Below are 20,199 nucleotides of genomic sequence, written 5' to 3'. Positions count from 1 at the left end.
CTTACCTTTTTGAATAGACTCATTTTAACCCTTTTTAAACCAATTTTAATAGTTCAGCCACCCCTAGCTAAGTCAAAGATGTATTCTCAATGGTGTTTACAATTTAAAACAAGCAAAAGCCTGAGTAAGAACTCAGACTTTTGTTTTTCTTTAATGTTTTTAAAAAACTTACTTTTTAAACAGTTTTGTTGTAAGTAGTTTTTGTCCGTCATTTACCTCTAAAATGTACATTCCTGTATTTAGTTTTGAAATGTCTAGATTAGAAGATTTTAAACGACCTTCTTTTACTACTTTACCAACAGTGTTTATCACTTTGTAACTAATTTTAGCTGCTTTTGAAGCTAGTTTTACTTGTACAAAATCTACTGCTGGATTAGGATATGCTAATACGTCTAAACTTTCTTCATTTCCTATTACTTCTCCACCAATATCGGCTGAAAAACCAGTTATGGCAGGTACTAAAGAACCTGAAGAAATATTAACAGTGTAATCTTCTACCTCTCCATAAGTAAATGTTTCACAAGCTGTTTGAGCGCTGTTAAACTTCATAGAAACTCTAAGTCTTGTTGTTCCTGAAACGTTTGATGGAATTGTAAAATCTTCATAAAGTTCTCCAGCACTTGAAGAAGAACCACTTAACACAACTTCTGTATCTTCAAAAACACCATCTTTATCGTAGTCAATCCACGCTTTCCAATACTCTGTATAAGAAGAACTACTAAAACCAGCACTTACATACAGTCGGTTAGATCCTGGAGCCACATTCATGGTTAGGTTGGTATAATCTTTATAACCACCATCGTTTCCTGTATTGTTGTCAACTCCTCCCATAGAAACTCTGTCAATCCATTCGTAAGAAGAATTGTTTCCTTGAGAAGTACAATACTCTACTGCAGACACTTCTTTTGTTGTAAAAGTGGCTGTGTTACTTGATGCTGAAACGTTTCCTGCCGCATCTTTTGCTTTTACTGTAAAGTTATATGTAGTATTTGCAGTTAATCCTGTTAAGTTCATAGATGTACCACTAACAGTTCCTGCACTTGTAGTTCCGTTAAATACTTCATAGCTAGCTACTCCAACATTATCTGTAGACGCAGTCCAACTTAATGTTGCTGTTGTTTCTTCAACATTAGATGCAGCTACTGAAGAAGGTGCTGTAGGAGCTTCTGTATCAGGTGTAGCATTTGTAATAGTAACTGTATAATCTTCTACTTCACCATAAGAAAATGTTGCTTCACAGGCTGTTGGTGTAGCATTATATTTTAATACAACTCTCATTCTTGTAGCTCCTAAAGTAGCTGAAGCTGGCACTGTAAATGAAGTACTTACAGGAGTATCTTTCGATGCTGCTTTTGTCCAAACAGTTTCTCCAGAATCAGAAAAATCTCCATCTTGGTTATAATCAATCCATACTCCATAACCTTCACTGTAAACAGTACCTGTCCATTTAGGCGTAATAGTTATTGTATTAGAATCACCAATAGATAAATCGGTTGAGATTGTAGTGAAATCAGAATATCCTCCACCTCCATCTGAAGTATTATCTATACTTCCTAACTGAACTCTTTCTATATATTCATCAGCAACGCTATTTCCTTGCGAAGCACAATAGTTAAGTGGTGGTGTACCTGTGGTTGTTACATTCATTGTTGCTGATGTTCCTGTTCCACCTGCTGTACATTTGGCTGCTACTGATACCGTATATTCTGTTCCGCTTAACAACCCTGTAGCGTTAAATGATGTTCCTGCTACATTTGTTGTCGTTCCTCCAATGGTTACATCGTAGGAAGCGGCTCCTGAAACTGCTGTCCAAGTTACCGTAAATCCGTTATCACCAATATTTGAAGAACTTAAATTTGTTGGGGCTGCTAAAGCACATGTTTGTACAAATTCTTCTCCTACATTGACTGCATAAAACGCATTGGTTGTAGAAATTACTTCTTGAGAATTTGCTCCGTATAAGTCGGTAGCTGCTTGTATAGCTCCTGTTCTTGCATCGGCAAAAGTAGAACTAGCTGATAAATAATTAGCTTCGGTACGATACGCAATTTTAGCTGCTTTTGCGATTCCTATTCCTGTTACATTATAGGTATCACTTGCATCGTTTGTTCCAGACCCACCAACTGATAGTAAGTAAAACCATTTGTTTAAAACTCCTGAGTTTGTATGAACTCCACAGTAATCATTAAATCTTGTTGGAGTACCACAATTTGGGTTCTTCCAATAAGTTCCTCCGTAGGTATCTGGTTGCCCTTGTGATTTTGGATCGTTCATAGAACGTAAAGCAGCAGAACCACTACGTCTATCAATTTCATCTCCAATTAACCAAACTGAAAGGTCTGGGTTTAAATCGTTTCCATTTCCTTTTGCAAAATGTTCAACAGCTGCTCCCCAAATATCTGAGAAACCTTCATTTAAAGCTCCTGATTCTCTTTGGTATGCTAAATTTGCTGTATACGTACATACTGCATGTCCTATTTCATGAGCAGCAACATCAATAGAAGTTAAAGCATCAAAACTACCATTTCCTTCCGTTCCATTCGATGAACCGTCTCCATAAGACATTACCGAACCGTTCCAAAAAGCATTATCATAATTAGTATCCACATGTACATAGCTTCTAATTTGAGCTCCACTGTTGTCATAACTATTTCTGTTATGCTTCTGTAAAAAATACTCGTAGGTCATCATGGCTCCCCAATGAGCATCTAATGCTGCATCATCTTTGTTCGCACTATGTTCTGCTGTGGTCCAATTATTATCATTATCAGTAAACTGATCGTAATTTGTAACATATGGGTAGGTAGAGCCTGGCGCTTGGTTTTTTGCATCTCTGGTATATATTTTTCTTCCAGAATCACTTAAAATATAGTTTCCTCCACTTAGTGATGTTTCTATAGTTCGTGTTCCGCTATAACGAGTTTGCGCAGTACCAGACACAAATGCAGCTGTTATTGCTTCTACATTTTTTTTACTTTTTTTTGCGTGCTCGGTAAGCTCACCTACATGACCAAATTCATCTAAGTGCTTAATAATAGCATTGTAAAACAATGCTTCTCCTGTATGAGCATCTATATATAAATATCCTCTACTTAATGGCTTTGTAGCGAAAATGTCGAATTTATAAGCGAGTCTGGCTTCTTTTTTTCCTATAATTTCTCTAGGAAGAATTAACAACTCTCCTTCTGGCTTTTTATAATTATCCATTTCTTTGGCTGCCTCAGGAAACTCCCATAAATACTTTTCTGCTCCTGTGTGTGATAGCGCTTTTCTAAACGCTTGCGCTTTTGAAAGTTTTGGAATTACTTGTACTTTTCCAACATCATAAAACTCACCATTCATACTCATTAAAGCACCGTTCTTTGCATGTGCTGTATACGTGGCAAATTCTACTTTTATTCCTTTAAATTTTTGTTGAAATTTTTCGTGTGTAAAACCTAAATCATCTCTGTTTGACTTAATTTTTTGCAAGCCATCATTTTTAAATAGTTTTAACTTTTGCTTAATTAAATCTGGTGCTTTTTGTAAAGACACTTTTGAAGACTTGTCGAACTTAATGTGTTTTAACTCTCTGTTTTCTTGGGCGTTTATCGTATAAACTCCTGCAAATAGAAAAGCAGATAAAAACACAGCTCTTACATAATAATTGTGTTTCATTTTTGAAGGGTTTAGTTAATTGATTTTAATTAAAAAGCCTGAGAAATAACTCAGGCTTTTGGTAAGATTTATTTTTTAAATACTTTAGTTGTTAGTAATTTTTGACCATCATTCACTTCTAAAATATACATCCCTGTGTTTAATTTTGAAACATCGATGTTTGAAGAGTTTAAGCGTCCTGCTTTCATTACTCTACCAATAGTATTTACAATTTTATAAGTCATATGATCAGCTCTCGTCGCTAATTTTACTTGAATAAAGTCTACTGCTGGGTTAGGATACGCCATTAAGTCTAATGTGCTTTCATTACCCAATCTTTCTCCATTTACACTAGCTGAAGATTCTTGTCTTGTACTAGAAACAATATTTACTGTATAATCTTCTACTTCTCCATAGGTAAATGTTTCACAAGCTGTTTGAGCAGCGTTATATTTCATAGAAACACGCATTCTTGTGGCTCCTAAAGTGGCTCCTGCAGGAACATCTACTGTAGCTGTTAAGTTATTAGCACTTGACGAGGATCCTGTTACAACCTTTTCACTACTTTCGAATGTTCCGTTTTGATTAAAGTCAATCCAAACAGCCCAATATTCTGTGTATGAAGAACTGCTAAATCCTGCACTAATAGTCATTTGGTTTGAGCTTCCTAAGGCCAAGGTGGCTGTTTTTGAAGTAAAATCAGCATATCCTCCATTATTTCCAGTTGCATTAGTCATTCCTCCTAATTCAACATTATCAATCCACTCATATGAAGAGTTGTTTCCTTTAGAAGCACAATACGATACTGAATTTGATAAAGTAGTTACATTTATAGCACTACTAGAAGCGGAAACATTTCCTGCAGCATCTTTTGCTCTCACTGAGAAAGTATACGTAGTAGCAGCTGTTAATCCTGTTACATTCATTGTAGTTCCTGTTACAGAACCAATATTGGTAGTTCCTTGATAAACATCATAACCAGTTACTCCAACATTATCTGTTGATGCTGACCAATTTAACGCTAATGTTGTTTGTGTTACACTAGATGCTGCTAAACTTGTTGGTGTAGTGGGTGCTGTTGTATCGGGTGTTCCTGCACCGATTACTACTGTATAATCTTCTACTTCACCATAAGAAAATGAAGCCTCACACGCTGTTGGTGTTGCATTGTATTTTAATACGATACGCATTCTTGTTGCTCCTTCTGTTGCAGAAGCTGGTACTGTAAAAGAGGTACTAACAGGTGTATCTTTAGAAGCTGCCTTCGTCCAAACAGTCTCTCCTGAATCTGAAAAGTCTCCATCTTGATTGTAATCGATCCAAACACCGTATCCTTCATTGTATACAGTTCCTGTCCAAGTTGGAGTTATCGTAATCGTATGAGAAGTTCCTTTTGCTAAATTTGTTGTAATTCCTGTATGGTCTGAATACCCATTTCCTCCTCCTGTGCTATTATCAATAGTTCCTAATTGTACTCTTCCAATATATTCATCAGAAACACTGTTTCCTTTTGAAGAACAATAAGAAATTGTTACTTCAGGAGTGGTAAAAGTTGAAGAGGCACTGTATGCTGAATTTGATCCATCTGAACATTTGCTACGTACTTGTACTTCGTATTGAGTTAAAGCTGATAATCCGCTTAAAGATGTTGAAGTTCCAGAAACTGCATTGGTTGTCCATGACGAAGTTCCTGTTTGACGGTATCTTACATCGTATGTAGCTCCAGAAACTGCTGTCCAAGATACTGATGCACCTGAAGAAGTAATACTAGAAACAGCAACTCCTGTTGGCACTGTTGCTGTACATGAAGTAGAACCTCCTGTTTTATCAGACAAGGCTAAACTTCTACGTACTCCTCCTGATTCTAAAACCGCACGCATTCTATTTTTTTGACCTAAAGTAAATAGGTTCATACAAGTATCATCAGAGTAATCCATGTAGTTTTCAACCATATCTGCCGAACCGCAAGAAGAGTGACTTGAAGCACATCCGTAGTTTGCAGCATCAGATTCTGGAGTATCAGAAACAAAATCGTCAACACCACAACCACCATCACCCCAGATATGTCTAAGGTTTAAAAAGTGACCTACTTCGTGAGTAGTTGTTCTTCCTTTATCGAATGGAGATGATAAGTAGAAACCTGATCCTTTATCTGAACTACCAAAATATTGAGGTCCCATCACTACTCCATCAGTAGCAGCACTACCTCCTGGGAATTGTGCATAGCCTAAGATTCCACCACCAATATTACAGACCCACATGTTAAGGTACTCAGAGGTATCCCATGGATCTACTCCTCCTTGTGATGATTTTTTCATCGCATCACTCGTTCCCCATGAAGTTTTAGATGACGATTTTCTTGTAATACCTGTTGTTGGATTACCATTTGGATCTACTTGAGCTAAATAAAATTCTATTTCTGTATCAGCTGCTTGAGACCATTTATTTGTTTTGTCTGAGTTCGTTCTTCTGTAATCTTCATTTAAAACGTCTATTTGCGACTGAATTTGTGCCACACTGATGTTTTCTTGAGAATTACTGTAAATAACGTGTACAACTACTGGAATTTGAATAATACTTCCTACTATTTTTCCTTGGTAGTTCTTCTTTTCTGCAATTCTTTTTTGAGTAAAAGACTCAATTTCTTGCATTTTACTTTTTAAAGAAGGATTGAGGGATTGCCTGTACTCTAAATTTTCCATGGAGTGACAGTTTCTTTTTTCTTGGGCATACGAAGCACCAACAAAAAATAAGCACAGAAGTGCTAGGGTAATTTTGTTTTTCATTTTTGAAGGGTTTTTTAAGTTTATTAAGAACTCGTTTTTTACTAAAAAAAGTTGTTCTTAATTTTTTGTTAAAACATTAGCAAATATATATTTTTTTTACTAAAAACCTATAAAAACAAAAAATAAATTCACTATAACATGCTAATAACCAGTAAAAAGCCTTAGAGGAGTCTCTAAGGCTTTTATTTTTCTATACTTTACTTTTTAAGTTTATTTCTTCAAAAGTTTAGTTTTTAATAGCTTTTGGCCATCATTAACTTCAAGGATATATACTCCTGTTTTTAATTTTGAAACATTAATGTTTGTAGCATCTAAAGTTCCTGATTTAACTACTCTTCCCCTAATATCTACAATTCTAAATGTAGTCTTTTCTACGAAAGAGTTTAGTTTAACATTTACAAAATCAATCGTAGGGTTTGGATATACCGTTACGCTTTGAGTTGCTTCATCTCCCAATCTTTCTGCACTTACTATGGCATCTTGTCTTGCACTCGAAACAATGTTTACTGTATAATCTTCTACTTCACCATAACTAAATGTTTCACAAGTTGTTTGAGCTGCATCAAATTTCATTGAAACACGCATTCTTGTTGCTCCTAGTGTAGCTCCTGAAGGTACAGCTACTGTTGATGTTAAATTGTTTGCACTTGATGAAGATCCTGAAACTACTTTTTCACTACTTTCAAATGTTCCATTTTGGTTAAAATCAATCCATACAGCCCAATATTCTGTATACGCTGTACTTTTAAAGCCTGCGCTAACAATCATTTGGTTTGAACTTCCTCTTGCTAGAGTAGCTGTTTTTGAAGTAAAATTAGCATACCCTCCATTATCTCCAGTTGCATTCTTCATTCCTCCTAATTCAACATTATCAATCCATTCATAAGACGAATCATTTCCTTTAGAAGTACAATACGATACCGAATTAGATAGTGTGGTAACATTTACTGTACTTGATGCAGAAACATTTCCTGCTGCATCTTTAGCTTTTACTGAAAACGTATATCCTGTTCCTGCTGTTAATCCTGTTACATTTGTGGTTGTTCCTGTTACTGAACCTATTTTAGAAGCTCCTTGATATACGTCATACCCTGTAACTCCAACATTGTCCGTTGATGCTGACCAATTTAAAGTTAACGAAGTTTGTGTTACACTAGCTGCGGTTAAATTTGCTGGTGCGGTTGGTGCTTGAGTATCTGCTTGTGCAGTACCAACGACTACTGTATAATCTTCTACCTCCCCATCAAAGCTGGTTGCACAAGAGGTAGGATCTGAATTGTATTTTCCTGAAATTCTCATTCTTGTACTTCCTAATTTCGCAGTTGCAGGAACAACGATCGCTTTTGCAGGTAAAGCTCCATTAGAAACATTACTAATATTACCTAAATCGTATGCTTCTCCACTATCAGTAAAGTCTCCATCTTGGTTCCAGTCAATCCAAGCAAAAACATCAATTCTATAATTTCCGTCCGTATTTACGGATACTGTAAGATTTGTTGATGAAGATGGAGAAACTGTCGTACTTAAATTTGTAAAGTTTTCATATCCCTTATCTTTTGCAGTACCATCTGCATTATTTATAGTACCAAAAACCACTTTTGTTATTCCTGTTTCATAGCTAGTATTTCCGCTTGAAGTACAATATGAAATGGTTACTGATGGTGTTGTAAAGTTTACAGAAGCACTATAGTTTGAGTTTGTTGAAGAACACTTACTGCGTACTTGTACTTCATATTGAGTAGATGCTGATAATCCGCTTAATGTTACAGAATTTGAAGTAGCAGCAACTGTTGTCCATGAAGAACTCGTTGTTGCTTTATATCTTACATCGTATGTTGCTCCTGAAATCGTAGTCCAAGAAACTGTTGCTCCAGTAGCAGTGATTGAAGATGTAGTTACACCTGTTGGTACTGTCGCATTGCAAACTGCTGGTGTATCTGCCTTATCAGACAAGGCTAATGAACGTCTTGCTCCTCCTACTTCTAAAACGGCACGCATTCTGTTTTTTTGTCCTAAAGTAAATAAGTTCATACATGCATCATCTGAGTAATCCATATAGTTTTGAACCATATCTTCTGTACCACAAGAAACATGTCCTGTTTTACAACCATAATTCGCTGCATCTGATTCTGGAGTATCTGCTACAAAATCATCAACACCACAGCCACCGTCACCCCAAATGTGACGTAAATTAAAAAAGTGTCCTATTTCATGAGTTGTTGTTCTACCAAGGTTGAATGAAGGATTAAGTGTTCCTGTAGAACCAAAAGCATCATGAATCATTACTAAGCCATCGGTAGAAGCGTCTCCTCCTGGAAACTGTGCGAACCCTAAAATAGTTCTATCTCCTACTGGACTTGTATTGGTCATTTTTGGAACAATCCACATATTCAAGTATTCAGCAGTATTCCATGGATCAACTCCTCCTGATGCAGAGCTTTTCATTGCGTTGTATGCTTTGTACTTTGTTCCCCAATCTGAACTGTTTACCTGTTTTCTAGTAATTGCTGTAGTTGGGTTGCCACTTGGATCAATTGTAGCCATAGCAAACTCTATTTGAGTATCTGCTGCTTGTGCCCATTTGTTTGTTCTATCTGTATTTTGTCTACGAAAATCCTTGTTTAATACCTCAATTTGTGAAAGAATTTGAGCATTACTAATGTTGTTAGTCGAATTTGTGTATAAAACGTGTACTACGACCGGTATGGTAATAATATCACCCGCTATTTTTCCTTGGCGATTTTCCAAATCTTGAATTTTACTCAGAGTAAATTTTTCGATTTGATCCATACGGTTTTGAAGATTAGGATCTTTAGATTTTCTATATGCTAAATCTTCCATCACTCCACAAGTTCTTTTTACTTGCGTCTGATTTTGTTGAGAAAAGGCACCAACTACCATAAAAAAGCACATAAGTACTAGGGTAATTTTTTGTTTCATTTTGAAGGGTTTTTAATTAAATTTTTCTTTAGTTTTTTGCTTTCTTTTCTTTAAAAGCGGGAGCAAATATATGTTTTTATTAAGAAATTCGTAATAAAATTTTAAAAACGATGTGTTTTTAACAATTATACATCTTTTTATATGATAAAAAAACACTTGCTTAAACCTCATTTTTTGCTTCTTTTTACCCTACTCAAACCCTCATTAAAACACTTACTAACAATCAGTTATACGCTACTTTACTTTTTTAAGAGTAAAATACCAATATTAATTGTACTTTTATTAAAATTTATGATTGATGCTTGACGTTAAAAACTTAGAAATTTCCTTTAAAAACTCTCATCCTGTAGTTCAACAGGTTTCTTTTAGTGTTGAAAAAAACAAAACATTAGGAATTGTAGGAGAAAGTGGTAGTGGAAAATCAATAAGTTCTTTAGCCATTTTAGGGTTGCTTCCTAAGACTGCAACGGTAAAAGGTAAGCTACTTTTTAACCAACAATCTTTGTTAGATTTTGATGAACAAGATTTTCAAAAAATACGAGGCAACCACATTGCCATGATTTTTCAGGAACCTATGAGTTCTTTAAACCCGACCTTGACTTGTGGTTTTCAAGTTGCTGAAATGTTACAACAGCATACCCAGCTATCCAATCATGAAATTAAAGAAGAAGTTCTCTCTTTATTTTCAAAAGTAAAACTTCCAAGACCTGAGGTTATGTACAATTCGTATCCTCATCAAATAAGTGGTGGACAAAAACAACGTGTAATGATTGCTATGGCAATTGCTTGTAAACCTCAACTTTTAATTGCTGATGAACCTACCACAGCATTGGATGTAACAGTACAAAAAGAAATAATTTTACTATTAAAAGAACTCCAGCAAGAGTTTGAAATGGGCATTATTTTTATTTCACACGATTTAGCATTGGTTTCTGAAATTGCAGATTCTGTTGTGGTAATGCATAAGGGAAAAACAGTAGAAAAGGGGAGTGCTAACCGTGTATTTTTACACCCAAAAGAAAGTTATACAAAAGCTTTAATCAGCTCGAAACCAAATACAAAAAAACGATTAAAAACCTTACCTACGGTTAACGATTTTATCAATGAAACTATAAATTCTACAGTTTATACAGATGAAGAACGCACAGCTTTTCATCAAAAAATATACAATCGCCCTCCCTTATTAGAAATAGTAAATCTGCACAAAGATTTTATTCGCCATGCTTCATGGTTTTCAAAACCAACTGTTGTTAAAGCAGTAAATGATGTTTCTTTTAAAATTTACGAAGGGGAAACTTTAGGACTCGTAGGAGAGAGCGGTTGTGGAAAAACCACTTTAAGTAGAACTATTTTGCAACTGGAAAAAGCTACTTCTGGAAACATATTTTATAACGGAACAGATATTACCAGACTTTCGAGAAAAGGTTTTAAGAAACTTCGAAAAGAAATTCAAATTATATTTCAAGATCCGTTTTCTTCATTGAATCCAAGAATTACTGTTGGCAATGCTATTTTAGAACCTATGAAAGTTCATACTATTTTAACCTCCAATAAAGAACGAAAAGAGTATGTGTGCAACTTGTTAGAAAAAGTAGGTTTAGAGGCAACCCATTTCAATCGTTACCCGCATGAGTTTTCTGGTGGCCAACGTCAACGTATAGGAATTGCTCGTGCTATAGCTTTGCAACCAAAACTAATTATTTGTGACGAATCCGTTTCTGCGCTCGATGTATCAGTACAAGCACAAGTATTGAACTTATTAAATCAGTTAAAAACAGAATTCAACTTCACTTATATTTTTATTTCACATGATTTATCTGTCGTAAAATACATGGCAGATCAATTAATTGTTATGAACAAAGGTAAGATTGAAGAAATAGCTGATGCTGACGAAATTTACCAACATCCAAAGACAAAATACACCCAAACATTAATAGAAGCTATTCCAAAAGGACTATAACTTTTTTCACTGCGTTATTAATGGTATATTGCACCGTTAAAAACGAAAAGAAAGATTATGAAGATTATAGTACCAATGGCTGGAATAGGTTCTCGATTAAGACCTCATACATTAACAACTCCTAAGCCATTAACAGTTATTGCTGGTAAATCTATTGTACAACGATTAGTGGAAGATATCACTGCTGTTGTAGATCAACCTATCGAAGAAATTGCTTTTATAATTGGCCCTGCAGCTAAGGGATTTCCTACAGATACAAAAGACAAATTAATAACAATAGCAGAAAATTTAGGCGCTAAAGGTTCTGTTTATGTTCAAGAAGAAGCTTTAGGGACTGCACATGCCATTTACTGTGCTAAAGCATCATTAGGAGGGTCTTGTGTGGTTGCTTTTGCTGACACCTTATTCAAAGCTGATTTTACTTTAGATGCTAGTGCTGATGGGGCTATTTGGGTGAAGCAAGTAGAAGACCCAAGCGCTTTTGGTGTGGTAAAATTAAAAGACGGTTTTATTACAGATTTTGTTGAAAAACCTAAAGAATTTGTTTCTGATTTAGCTATTATTGGTATTTATTATTTTAAAGATGCAGATAAATTACTAGAAGAAATAAGTTATTTAATCGATAATGATATTAGACCTTCTGGCGAATATCAGTTAACAGAAGCTTTGGAGGCTTTAAAAGTAAAAGGAGCTAAGTTTATTCCTGGAAAAGTAAATACTTGGATGGATTGTGGTAAGAAGGATCCAACAGTAGATACTAATAAGCAAGTTTTAGGTTTTGAACAAGCAAATGGCAACAATTTAGTATCTGAAGACGTTGTATTAGAGAACGCTGAAATTATTCAGCCTTGTTATATTGGAAAAAATGTAGTGTTGAAAAACACTAAAATAGGGCCCTTTGTTTCAATTGGTGAAAACAGTATTGTTGAAAATTCAACCATTACCAATTCATTAATTCAAACCAATGTTCGTATTTCCAATGCCAATTTAGAGAATGCAATGATTGGTAACCATGCAAAATACAATGCTAATTATACATCGGTAAGTATAGGTGATTATACAGAACTTACATAAAAACTCAATAGAGAAGAGAAGCGAGAAAAGAGAAAAAAACTTTTTTTCTAAAGCAATATTGTCTTTTTTCTTTCTTTTCTTTTCTTTCTTTCTAAACGCTCAAGACAGCATTCCAGCATCTGTTGATATTGCTGAAAAAAACAATATTGAATTTCAACAATATTTTTTTAGCGCTCTTTCAGACAAAGCCACTTTTAACTATCAAAAGGCAATAGAAAGTTTGGAAAAGTGTAACAGAATACTTCCAAACAATAAGGCTGTTTTATTTGAGCTCTCTAAAAATTACGAAAAATTAGGCAGAAACCCAGAAGCTTTAACATACATTGATTTCGCTTTAGAAATAGAACCTGCTAATGTTTGGATGCTTGAACACAAAGTTTTTATTTTAAGAAAGTTAGCTAATTTTGAGGATGCTATTATTGCGCAACAAAAAATAGCTGCAACATACCCAAAGAAAAAACAGTTACTTGTTTTTTTGCACCTCCAAAACAACGATGTTAACTCTGCTAAAAAAGTGTTGGCAGAGTTAAAAGATGCCAAATTATTAACGGCCAGACTTCGCTCTATTGAAAGAAAAATAAATACTCAAAAAACAACCGAAACACCTCCCAAAAAACTTACGGAAAATCTTGATGCTAAATCGCTTTTTGAAAAAGAAAAATCGTACAACAACTTAAAAATATTACTCGATAAGTTAGCTACAAATAACGACACTGACTTGTTAAAATACAGTGAGCTAGGATTGACTCTTTTTCCTGCACAGCCTTTTGTATACTTAATGAACGGGAAAGCGTTTAACAACAATAAAGAATATAAAAAAGCATTAGAAACCTTACAAAACGGCATTGATTTTGTTATTGATAACAACGAAATAGAAGCTAAGTTTTACTTAGAGATGTCTAAAGCTTATCAAGGGTTGAATAATGTTAAAAAAGCCAATTCTTACAAAAACAGAGCTGAAAAAATTTTAAAATAAATTTCGTTAGTACTAAATTTATGAAATACACCACTATATTACTTATACTATGTTTAGGTTTAACCTCTTGTAAATCTACCAAAAACGTTACGGGCGATATCACTATTAAGGAAATGTCGGCACGTAAAGTAGCTAAAAAACATATTGCTACAAATTTTGACAAAAAAACAGTAGATGCTCGTTTAAAAGTTAATTACAAAAACAATAAAGAAAGTTTAGGCTTCTCTGTACGAATGAAAATTAAAAAAGATGAAGTTATTTGGTTAAAAGGAACCAAAATCATCTCTATTTTCAAAGCTAAAATCACCCCTACAAAAGTTCAATTTTACTCTCCGTATGAAAAGAGTTACTTCGATGGAGATTTTGAAATGCTAAAAAAACTACTAGGAACCGATATTAACTTTCAACAATTACAAAGTATGTTGCTAGGAGAGGCGTTGATGGATGTGAAATCTGAACGTCAAGAAATTCAAATTCAAGAAAAATCATATCAATTATCTCCTAAAAAACAACCTACTTTATTCGACTTGTTTTTTTATGTAAATCCAAAGCACTTTAAACTAAACAAGCAATTAATTGTAAATTCGTTAAAAGATCAACGTTTAGATATTACTTATCCAAAATATTATAAGAAAAATACTACTCTTTTTCCTGAAAAAATTAACATAAGAGCTAAAGAAAAAAATAAGTTTACTATTATTGATATTACGACTCGCTCGGTAGAATATGACACGAAGTTAAATGTAAGTTTTAACATTCCTAACGGATATAAAGAAATTCAATTATAATTATGAAATACCCTGTTTTTTACATCTCTTTTATATGCCTGTTTTTTGTAGGAATTTCTTCTTTTGCTCAAAGTAGGAAAGAGCTTGAAAATAGGCGAAAAAAACTTAAAAATGAAATAGAGCAGGTTAACAATCTTTTGTTTAAAACAACGAAAAAAAAGAGCAATGCTTTAGACGATTTAAAAGATTTGAATCAGAAAATAAGCGTAAGAGAACGCTTAATTGAAACTATTGAATTAGAAACCAAATTACTTTCAAAAGAAATCAAATCGAACGAGCAGCAATTAAAAAAATACAATGACGAACTAGAGAAATTGAAAAACGACTATCGAGACATGGTTGTTAAATCATACAAGAGTAAATCACAACAGAGCAAAACCATGTTTTTATTGTCTTCAGAAAGCTTTTACCAAGCCTATAAGCGTTTAAAGTACATGCAACAGTACAAAGATTTTAGAAAAAAGCAAGGAGAAGAGATTATCGTAAAAGCAAAAGAAGTAGAACAGTTAAACGACTCGTTAACGGCTCAAAAAAAATCAAAAGAGGCCTTACTTTCTGATGAGAAAAGTCAGAAAAAAGAAATTGAAGACGATAAGAAAAACCAAGAGCAACTTATTTCAAAAATTAAAAAAGAAGAGAAGAAATACAAAAGTGATTTACAAAAAAAACAGCGAGAGGAAAAAAGAATTGCTGCTAGAATTGATAAGTTAATTAGGGAGGCAATTGCCAAAGCTAACAAGGGTAAAAAAACTACCCAAGGTACAACCAAAAGTTCTGGTTTTATTTTAAATGCCGAAGAAAAAGCCTTGCTTGCTAACTTTGAGCAAAATAGAGGTAATTTACCTTGGCCAGTTAAAGGAGTAATTACACGAAAATATGGCGTTCAGCCTCATCCAACATTTCCTGGAATTAGCATCAACAGTCACGGATTATACATTGCTACCAAAGCAAACACTGATGTAAAGAGCATTTTTAACGGTAAAGTATTGGTTATTCAGCTACACTCTGACGGAAGAAAATCTGTTTTAGTACAACACGGAAACTATATTTCTGCTTACAATAAGTTAAAAGAAGTGTATGTTAAAAAAGGAGATGTAGTGAAAACTGGTGAGAAGTTAGGAAAAGTATTTACCAACAAAGTAACGGGTAAAACACAACTTAGCTTTATGCTGTATAAAGATCGTAACCGGTTAAATCCTGCCCAGTGGATTCGCTCATAATACTACGAAGTAACCATTAATTGGTTTTAAGTCCTCTTTGCAAAAGGAGAATATTTAACCTTTTTAATGAGAGCGTAAAACAAGTTATACTCGTTCTCAATTTTATAATTAAATTGTAATCGCCTAATTACTAAAATTTACACGTGTGAAAAACGCATCAAACTTTATTATTGTAACTGTAGCTATTATTGCAACATTGGTTATTGGAAAAGGAATTTTAATTCCGTTTGTTTTTGCGCTTATCTTTTGGTTTTTAACACGAGAAATTCGCAAAACCATTTATAAAATACCTTTTGCCAAACGTTTCATTCCTTTTTGGCTAAGCAATGTATTTGTTTTTACACTTATTATTTTAGGTTTTGGATTTATTTCGGAAATCATTACCAACAGTATCTCAAATTTAACTACGTCGTACTCTAAATATCAACCCAATGTTGATGCTATTATAAAACGTTTAGATGCCTATTTTCATATCGACATTATCAAGTCGGTACAATCAGTAGTCGGAGATTTTGATTATGGCTCTGTTTTAGGCGATATCGCGAACGGAATTAGCAGTTTGCTAGGCAATACCTTTATGATTATTATTTATGCCTTATTTATCTTCTTAGAGGAAAGTAATTTTAAAAAGAAGTTACAAAAGGTATTCTTGAGTTCTCAAAACAATCCTAAAAGCTTTCAAGTCATCTTAAAAAAAATTGAAGTCTCTATTTCAAATTATTTGCGATTAAAAACCTATGTAAGTTTACTAACAGGTGTACTTAGTTATTTTGTCTTGTTGTTAGTAGGAGTAGACGGGGCTCCATTTTGGGCTTTTCTTATTTTTTTATTGAATTATATTCCTACTATTGGTTCATTGGTAGCTACTGCTTTCCCTGCCATTTTTTGTTTGGTACAATTTGGAGAATTTCCTCCGTTTTTAATTGTGTTATTTGCTGTGGGTAGTATTCAAGTTGTCGTTGGTAATATTGTAGAACCTAAAGTTTTTGGAAAATCACTAAACTTAAGTCCGTTAGTTACCATACTTTCCTTAGCTGTTTGGGGAGAAATTTGGGGGATTACTGGAATGATTCTTTCTGTACCTATCACAGTAATTATGATTATTATCTTTTCGCAGTTTGATAAAACAAAAAACATTGCCATTTTCTTATCTGAAAGTGGCAATGTAGACGATATATAAGCTAGTTTTAATCCATAAAGATAGATTTCAACTCTATGGCTTCTTTAGGGTCCATTTTACCTGCCAAAACTAAACTTAACTGTTTTCTACGCAAGGCTGCTTCGTAACGTTGTTTCTCTAACTCGGTTTCTGGTTCAATTTGAGGAATTGGTACTGGTTTTCCTGTTTCATCAACAGCAACAAAGGTGTAAATTCCTTCATTTACCTTCGTTTTTTCACCCGATTGACGATCTTCAATCCAAACATCTACATAAATTTCCATTGATGATTTAAAAGCACGTGAAACCTTTGCTTCTAAAGTTACCACACTTCCTACAGGTACCGATTTGGTAAACGCTACGTGATTTACAGAGGCTGTTACTACAATTCTTCTCGAATGACGGCGCGCAGCAATACTACAAGCTCTATCCATACGAGCTAATAATTCTCCTCCAAAAAGGTTATCTAAATAATTTGTTTCTCCTGGTAAAACTAAATCGGTAAGTACAGTTAACGATTCTTTTGGTGATTTTGCTCTCATCAATTAAATTTTGCTGCAAAGATACAGCAACAAAAAAATCTACCTAAAATAAATGCAGTTTATTTAGCCAATAACCAAGCCTCTTCGCTAACAGATTTTTTGATAATTTCTAAGGCTTTTCTAGCTTCTTCTTTGGTTGCATAGCTTGCAAAAGCTACTTGAGTTAAGCCTAACCCGTTCTTTCCAACAATAGAAGCATCATACCCTTTTTCTTCTAACTCTGCCAATTTGTTTTCAGCATTATGCTCTTCTTGAAAAGCACCAGCTATGATATGAAAATTTCTATCTTCTTTACTAACGTTTAAGTTAATGGTTGGTAACGGATTCTCAATGACAAAAGTTGCTGATTGAATCTTCTTCTCAACAGCTTCTTCTTGATTTGCTAATACTTGTTGTTGTTGGTTTTGAACACCATTCCAACCCACATAGGCAATTCCTACAAAAACAGCCGCAGCTGCAGTTCTTTTTAAGTACAACGGAATTGTTTTTCTGTTTTCTTTAGTAGCAGCAGGTAATGACTTAATTGTTACTTCTTTTACTCTTTCTACAGATGGTGTTGAAACCTCAGCCAAACCAAAAGATTCCGTTAAAAAGTTACTTGATAGATTAGGTTCAAAAACAACTTGCTTCGCTTCGTTTAAAGACAAACTTCCTACAGAAGCAACAGTAATACTTGTAGTTTCCAACTTCTCATTCCATTGTGCAACTTCCTCAGCAATAAAAGTAACAGCTTCTTCAAAAGAACTGTTTTTACTCGAAGCTATATAATTAGCCAATAAACCATCATTATGCTGTAAATACGCGTTGAACGTTAGTTGTTTTTTTGGTGGATAAAAAGTATGCGTAGTAGTATTTACTCTAGCTCCAATTTTATTCGTTACAAATCCTCCAAAATTAGGAACAATTACGCAATCGTATCTATATAATAAATCGTTAATGTAGTTGGCTAATGTCATAATAACAAATATAGCTTTTTAGTGCATTACTTTCAAGTAATCTTGTAATTTTTATTAACAGTTTTTTGTATATTGATACTCAAATTATTGCTATATGAATTCAGAAAAATTGCTAGCCATTCTACGGTTACAGGCAACAAAAAACGTAGGTGATATTTTGGCAAAAAAGCTAATTACCTCCGTAGGAAGTGTTGAACAAGTGTTTTTAGAGAAGAAAAATACACTACATAAAATTAACGGAATTGGAACTCATATAACTCAACATCTTTTTGATAAAAACAACCTAAAAAGAGCAGAAGAGGAGCTAAGTTATATTCAACAAAACAATACCACATTTTCTTATTTTTTAGATGATGATTACCCGCAACAGCTAAAACATTGTATTGATGCTCCTATTTTACTTTTTAAAGACGGCAACCTTAACTTAAACAATGATAAAATTATTTCAATTGTAGGAACTAGAAAAATGAGTTCGTACGGACGCGATTTCTGCAATCAACTTATTGAAGACTTAAAAGAACACAATCCCATAATTGTAAGCGGTTTTGCTTACGGAGTAGATATTTGCGCACACAAAGCTGCTGTAAAAAACAACTTACAAACTATTGCTGTGTTGGCACACGGATTGGATGAAATTTATCCAAAAACACATAAAAAATATATTCATCAAGTGAATGAAAATGGTGGTTTTATTACTGAGTTTTGGCACGATGAGCAGCCCATGAGAGAAAACTTTTTAAAACGAAATCGTATTGTAGCTGGGTTATCTAAAGCAAGCATTATTATTGAGTCTGCTAAAAAAGGTGGTTCGCTTGTTACTGCTGATATTGCTAACTCTTACAATCGTGATGTATTTGCAGTACCTGGTAGAGCAACCGATGTATATAGCAAAGGTTGTAACAATCTCATTAAAAATAATCAGGCACATTTATTAACTTCTGCTGAAGATATTGTAAAAATGCTCAATTGGGACGTACAGCAAACTGCTGTAGCCAAGCAAGAAAAGTTGTTTATTGATTTGAATGAAACCGAACAAAAAATACACGATTATTTACAGCAAAAAGGTAAACAGTTGTTAGATGTTATTGCATTAGATTGTAATCTTCCTACTTATCAACTATCATCTATTTTAGTTCAAATGGAATTAAAAGGAGCCATAAAACCTTTACCCGGAAAAATGTTTGAAGTTTAATCTACTTCAAAGGTAATCGGTAATGTATATCGCACACTTACATTTTTTCCATCAATCTTTGCTGGTATTATTTGGGGTAAATCTTTAACAAAATTTATTATCCAATCTTCTACTTTTTGGCGTGGTGTTCTTGTTTTTATGTTAGAAATATTACCCATCGTGTCTATGATAAATTGTGCATACGCTCTTTCATTCTTTTTATATACTTCAAGTTCGTTGAGTAGGTTATTATTGAGTTTTTTTTCGATAAAATGATTGATATCTTCTTCAAAACTAACTTTAGAGTTTTTGAATTTAGGCTTGATATCAACTTGAAAAAAAGCGTACGTTTCATTTGGTTCTATTTCAATTTCTCCCTCAATAATATCTCCCATAATTACAACTTCTGGAATACTATCTTTTGGCTGTAATATAATATCTTCTTTTAATTTAGTTTCAATATTATTGATTCCTTTAGTTGCTGCTAGAGGAGTTTTATACTCCCTTTTTTGAACAACAGGCTCCTTATCAGTATGTAAAGAATCAATCAATATGCTTGTTTCTGAAACAGTATCTATAAGCTCAACCTTTTCTATTTTTTGTGTTTTTCCTGTATCAGTTTTACAACTAAACAACGTAGTTCCCATTACAAATAACAACGATAAAATAAACAGTTTTTGAAACGTCAACGGTTGATAAAAAGTTGTTTCTGGTAGCTGAATTACAATACTATCTAATTGCTTTCTGTAAAAGTGACCACAAACTCTTTGTTCTTTATTTGTTAGTAAATATTCTTGAATTTCTTTTGATGATTTTTGGGTAAAATCAACGACTGTTTTTGCACAAGATCTGCAAAATTTTCCTTTTTCATTAGGTGTCATAGCATTCCAATCTTCATGACATGGTTTTGGAATCGTGAGTTTGTAGCTTTTCATAGCAAGTAGTTTTTGTTAAGAATCAACAAATATTATTCCAAAAAAATAAATTGAATT

Annotated in this window: 13 protein-coding genes; 7 read left to right on the top strand and 6 right to left on the bottom strand. The window is 33.8% G+C overall.

All coding sequences use genetic code 11. From position 1 onward, the window contains the following. Positions 1-168: 168 nt before the first annotated feature. The 3 genes from ACN0WY_RS00180 to ACN0WY_RS00170 all read right to left on the bottom strand — a co-directional run bounded on the left by ACN0WY_RS00180 (position 169) and on the right by ACN0WY_RS00170 (position 9,362). On the bottom strand, positions 169-3,657 hold the full coding sequence (locus ACN0WY_RS00180) for a M4 family metallopeptidase (protein ID WP_417799169.1): 3,489 nt from the start codon (positions 3,655-3,657) through the stop codon (positions 169-171). A 68-nt stretch (positions 3,658-3,725) separates the two neighbouring features. After that, entirely contained in the window at positions 3,726-6,422 is a 2,697-nt protein-coding gene (locus tag ACN0WY_RS00175; RefSeq protein ID WP_417799168.1) for a GEVED domain-containing protein, read from the bottom strand. 210 nt (positions 6,423-6,632) lie between these two features. Then, on the bottom strand, positions 6,633-9,362 hold the full coding sequence (locus ACN0WY_RS00170; protein ID WP_417799167.1) for a GEVED domain-containing protein: 2,730 nt from the start codon (positions 9,360-9,362) through the stop codon (positions 6,633-6,635). 298 nt (positions 9,363-9,660) lie between these two features. Between ACN0WY_RS00170 and ACN0WY_RS00165 the strand changes: the two genes are divergently transcribed. From ACN0WY_RS00165 to ACN0WY_RS00140, 6 genes are all read left to right on the top strand, one after another. After that, positions 9,661-11,322 (top strand): ABC transporter ATP-binding protein, encoded by a 1,662-nt coding sequence (locus ACN0WY_RS00165; protein ID WP_330488810.1) that lies wholly within the window; start codon positions 9,661-9,663, stop codon positions 11,320-11,322. Positions 11,323-11,379: 57 nt separating this feature from the next. After that, complete coding sequence (locus ACN0WY_RS00160) at positions 11,380-12,396, top strand: sugar phosphate nucleotidyltransferase (RefSeq protein WP_330488809.1); 1,017 nt, start codon at positions 11,380-11,382, stop codon at positions 12,394-12,396. Continuing rightward, on the top strand, positions 12,374-13,372 hold the full coding sequence (locus tag ACN0WY_RS00155; protein WP_417799166.1) for a tetratricopeptide repeat protein: 999 nt from the start codon (positions 12,374-12,376) through the stop codon (positions 13,370-13,372). Before ACN0WY_RS00160 ends, ACN0WY_RS00155 begins: the two co-directional genes overlap by 23 nt. Before the next feature lie 20 nt (positions 13,373-13,392). Then, positions 13,393-14,160: a DUF4292 domain-containing protein gene (locus tag ACN0WY_RS00150; RefSeq protein WP_417799165.1), complete on the top strand. Its 768-nt coding sequence runs from the start codon at positions 13,393-13,395 to the stop codon at positions 14,158-14,160. Between the two features lie 2 nt (positions 14,161-14,162). Continuing rightward, positions 14,163-15,380, top strand: coding sequence for a murein hydrolase activator EnvC family protein (locus ACN0WY_RS00145; protein WP_330488806.1), 1,218 nt, complete (start codon positions 14,163-14,165; stop codon positions 15,378-15,380). A 145-nt stretch (positions 15,381-15,525) separates the two neighbouring features. Next, positions 15,526-16,560: an AI-2E family transporter gene (locus tag ACN0WY_RS00140; protein ID WP_330488805.1), complete on the top strand. Its 1,035-nt coding sequence runs from the start codon at positions 15,526-15,528 to the stop codon at positions 16,558-16,560. 7 nt (positions 16,561-16,567) lie between these two features. Here the strand turns inward: ACN0WY_RS00140 and ACN0WY_RS00135 are convergent, their stop codons facing one another. Together ACN0WY_RS00135 and ACN0WY_RS00130 are read right to left on the bottom strand one after the other, a co-directional pair. Continuing rightward, positions 16,568-17,080 (bottom strand): acyl-CoA thioesterase, encoded by a 513-nt coding sequence (locus tag ACN0WY_RS00135; RefSeq protein WP_099214905.1) that lies wholly within the window; start codon positions 17,078-17,080, stop codon positions 16,568-16,570. A gap of 59 nt (positions 17,081-17,139) precedes the next feature. Further along, positions 17,140-18,036, bottom strand: coding sequence for an SPOR domain-containing protein (locus tag ACN0WY_RS00130; protein WP_417799164.1), 897 nt, complete (start codon positions 18,034-18,036; stop codon positions 17,140-17,142). Positions 18,037-18,130: 94 nt separating this feature from the next. On the opposite strand from ACN0WY_RS00130, the gene dprA reads away from it, so the two are divergent. Continuing rightward, positions 18,131-19,228, top strand: coding sequence for a DNA-processing protein DprA (gene dprA, locus ACN0WY_RS00125; protein ID WP_417799163.1), 1,098 nt, complete (start codon positions 18,131-18,133; stop codon positions 19,226-19,228). On the opposite strand, the gene ACN0WY_RS00120 is transcribed toward dprA, so the two are convergent. After that, positions 19,225-20,142: a hypothetical protein gene (locus ACN0WY_RS00120; RefSeq protein WP_417799162.1), complete on the bottom strand. Its 918-nt coding sequence runs from the start codon at positions 20,140-20,142 to the stop codon at positions 19,225-19,227. The genes dprA and ACN0WY_RS00120 overlap by 4 nt on opposite strands. Between the last annotated feature and the right edge of the window lie 57 nt (positions 20,143-20,199).

Source organism: Tenacibaculum sp., assembly GCF_048269885.1.
Classification (GTDB): domain Bacteria; phylum Bacteroidota; class Bacteroidia; order Flavobacteriales; family Flavobacteriaceae; genus Polaribacter.
Note: the sequence above shows the minus strand (reverse complement) of the source record. Positions and strands in the feature narration are given on the sequence as shown.

Bases quoted from the DNA above. Each gene is read 5' to 3' on its own strand.
- ACN0WY_RS00130 (WP_417799164.1), bottom strand. From the start codon at position 18,036: ATGACATTAGCCAACTACATTAACGATTTATTATATAGATACGATTGC.
- ACN0WY_RS00135 (WP_099214905.1), bottom strand. From the start codon at position 17,080: ATGAGAGCAAAATCACCAAAAGAATCGTTAACTGTACTTACCGATTTA.
- ACN0WY_RS00145 (WP_330488806.1), top strand. From the start codon at position 14,163: ATGAAATACCCTGTTTTTTACATCTCTTTTATATGCCTGTTTTTTGTA.
- ACN0WY_RS00150 (WP_417799165.1), top strand. From the start codon at position 13,393: ATGAAATACACCACTATATTACTTATACTATGTTTAGGTTTAACCTCT.
- dprA (WP_417799163.1), top strand. From the start codon at position 18,131: ATGAATTCAGAAAAATTGCTAGCCATTCTACGGTTACAGGCAACAAAA.
- ACN0WY_RS00175 (WP_417799168.1), bottom strand. From the start codon at position 6,422: ATGAAAAACAAAATTACCCTAGCACTTCTGTGCTTATTTTTTGTTGGT.
- ACN0WY_RS00170 (WP_417799167.1), bottom strand. From the start codon at position 9,362: ATGAAACAAAAAATTACCCTAGTACTTATGTGCTTTTTTATGGTAGTT.
- ACN0WY_RS00180 (WP_417799169.1), bottom strand. From the start codon at position 3,657: ATGAAACACAATTATTATGTAAGAGCTGTGTTTTTATCTGCTTTTCTA.
- ACN0WY_RS00120 (WP_417799162.1), bottom strand. From the start codon at position 20,142: ATGAAAAGCTACAAACTCACGATTCCAAAACCATGTCATGAAGATTGG.
- ACN0WY_RS00160 (WP_330488809.1), top strand. From the start codon at position 11,380: ATGAAGATTATAGTACCAATGGCTGGAATAGGTTCTCGATTAAGACCT.
- ACN0WY_RS00165 (WP_330488810.1), top strand. From the start codon at position 9,661: ATGCTTGACGTTAAAAACTTAGAAATTTCCTTTAAAAACTCTCATCCT.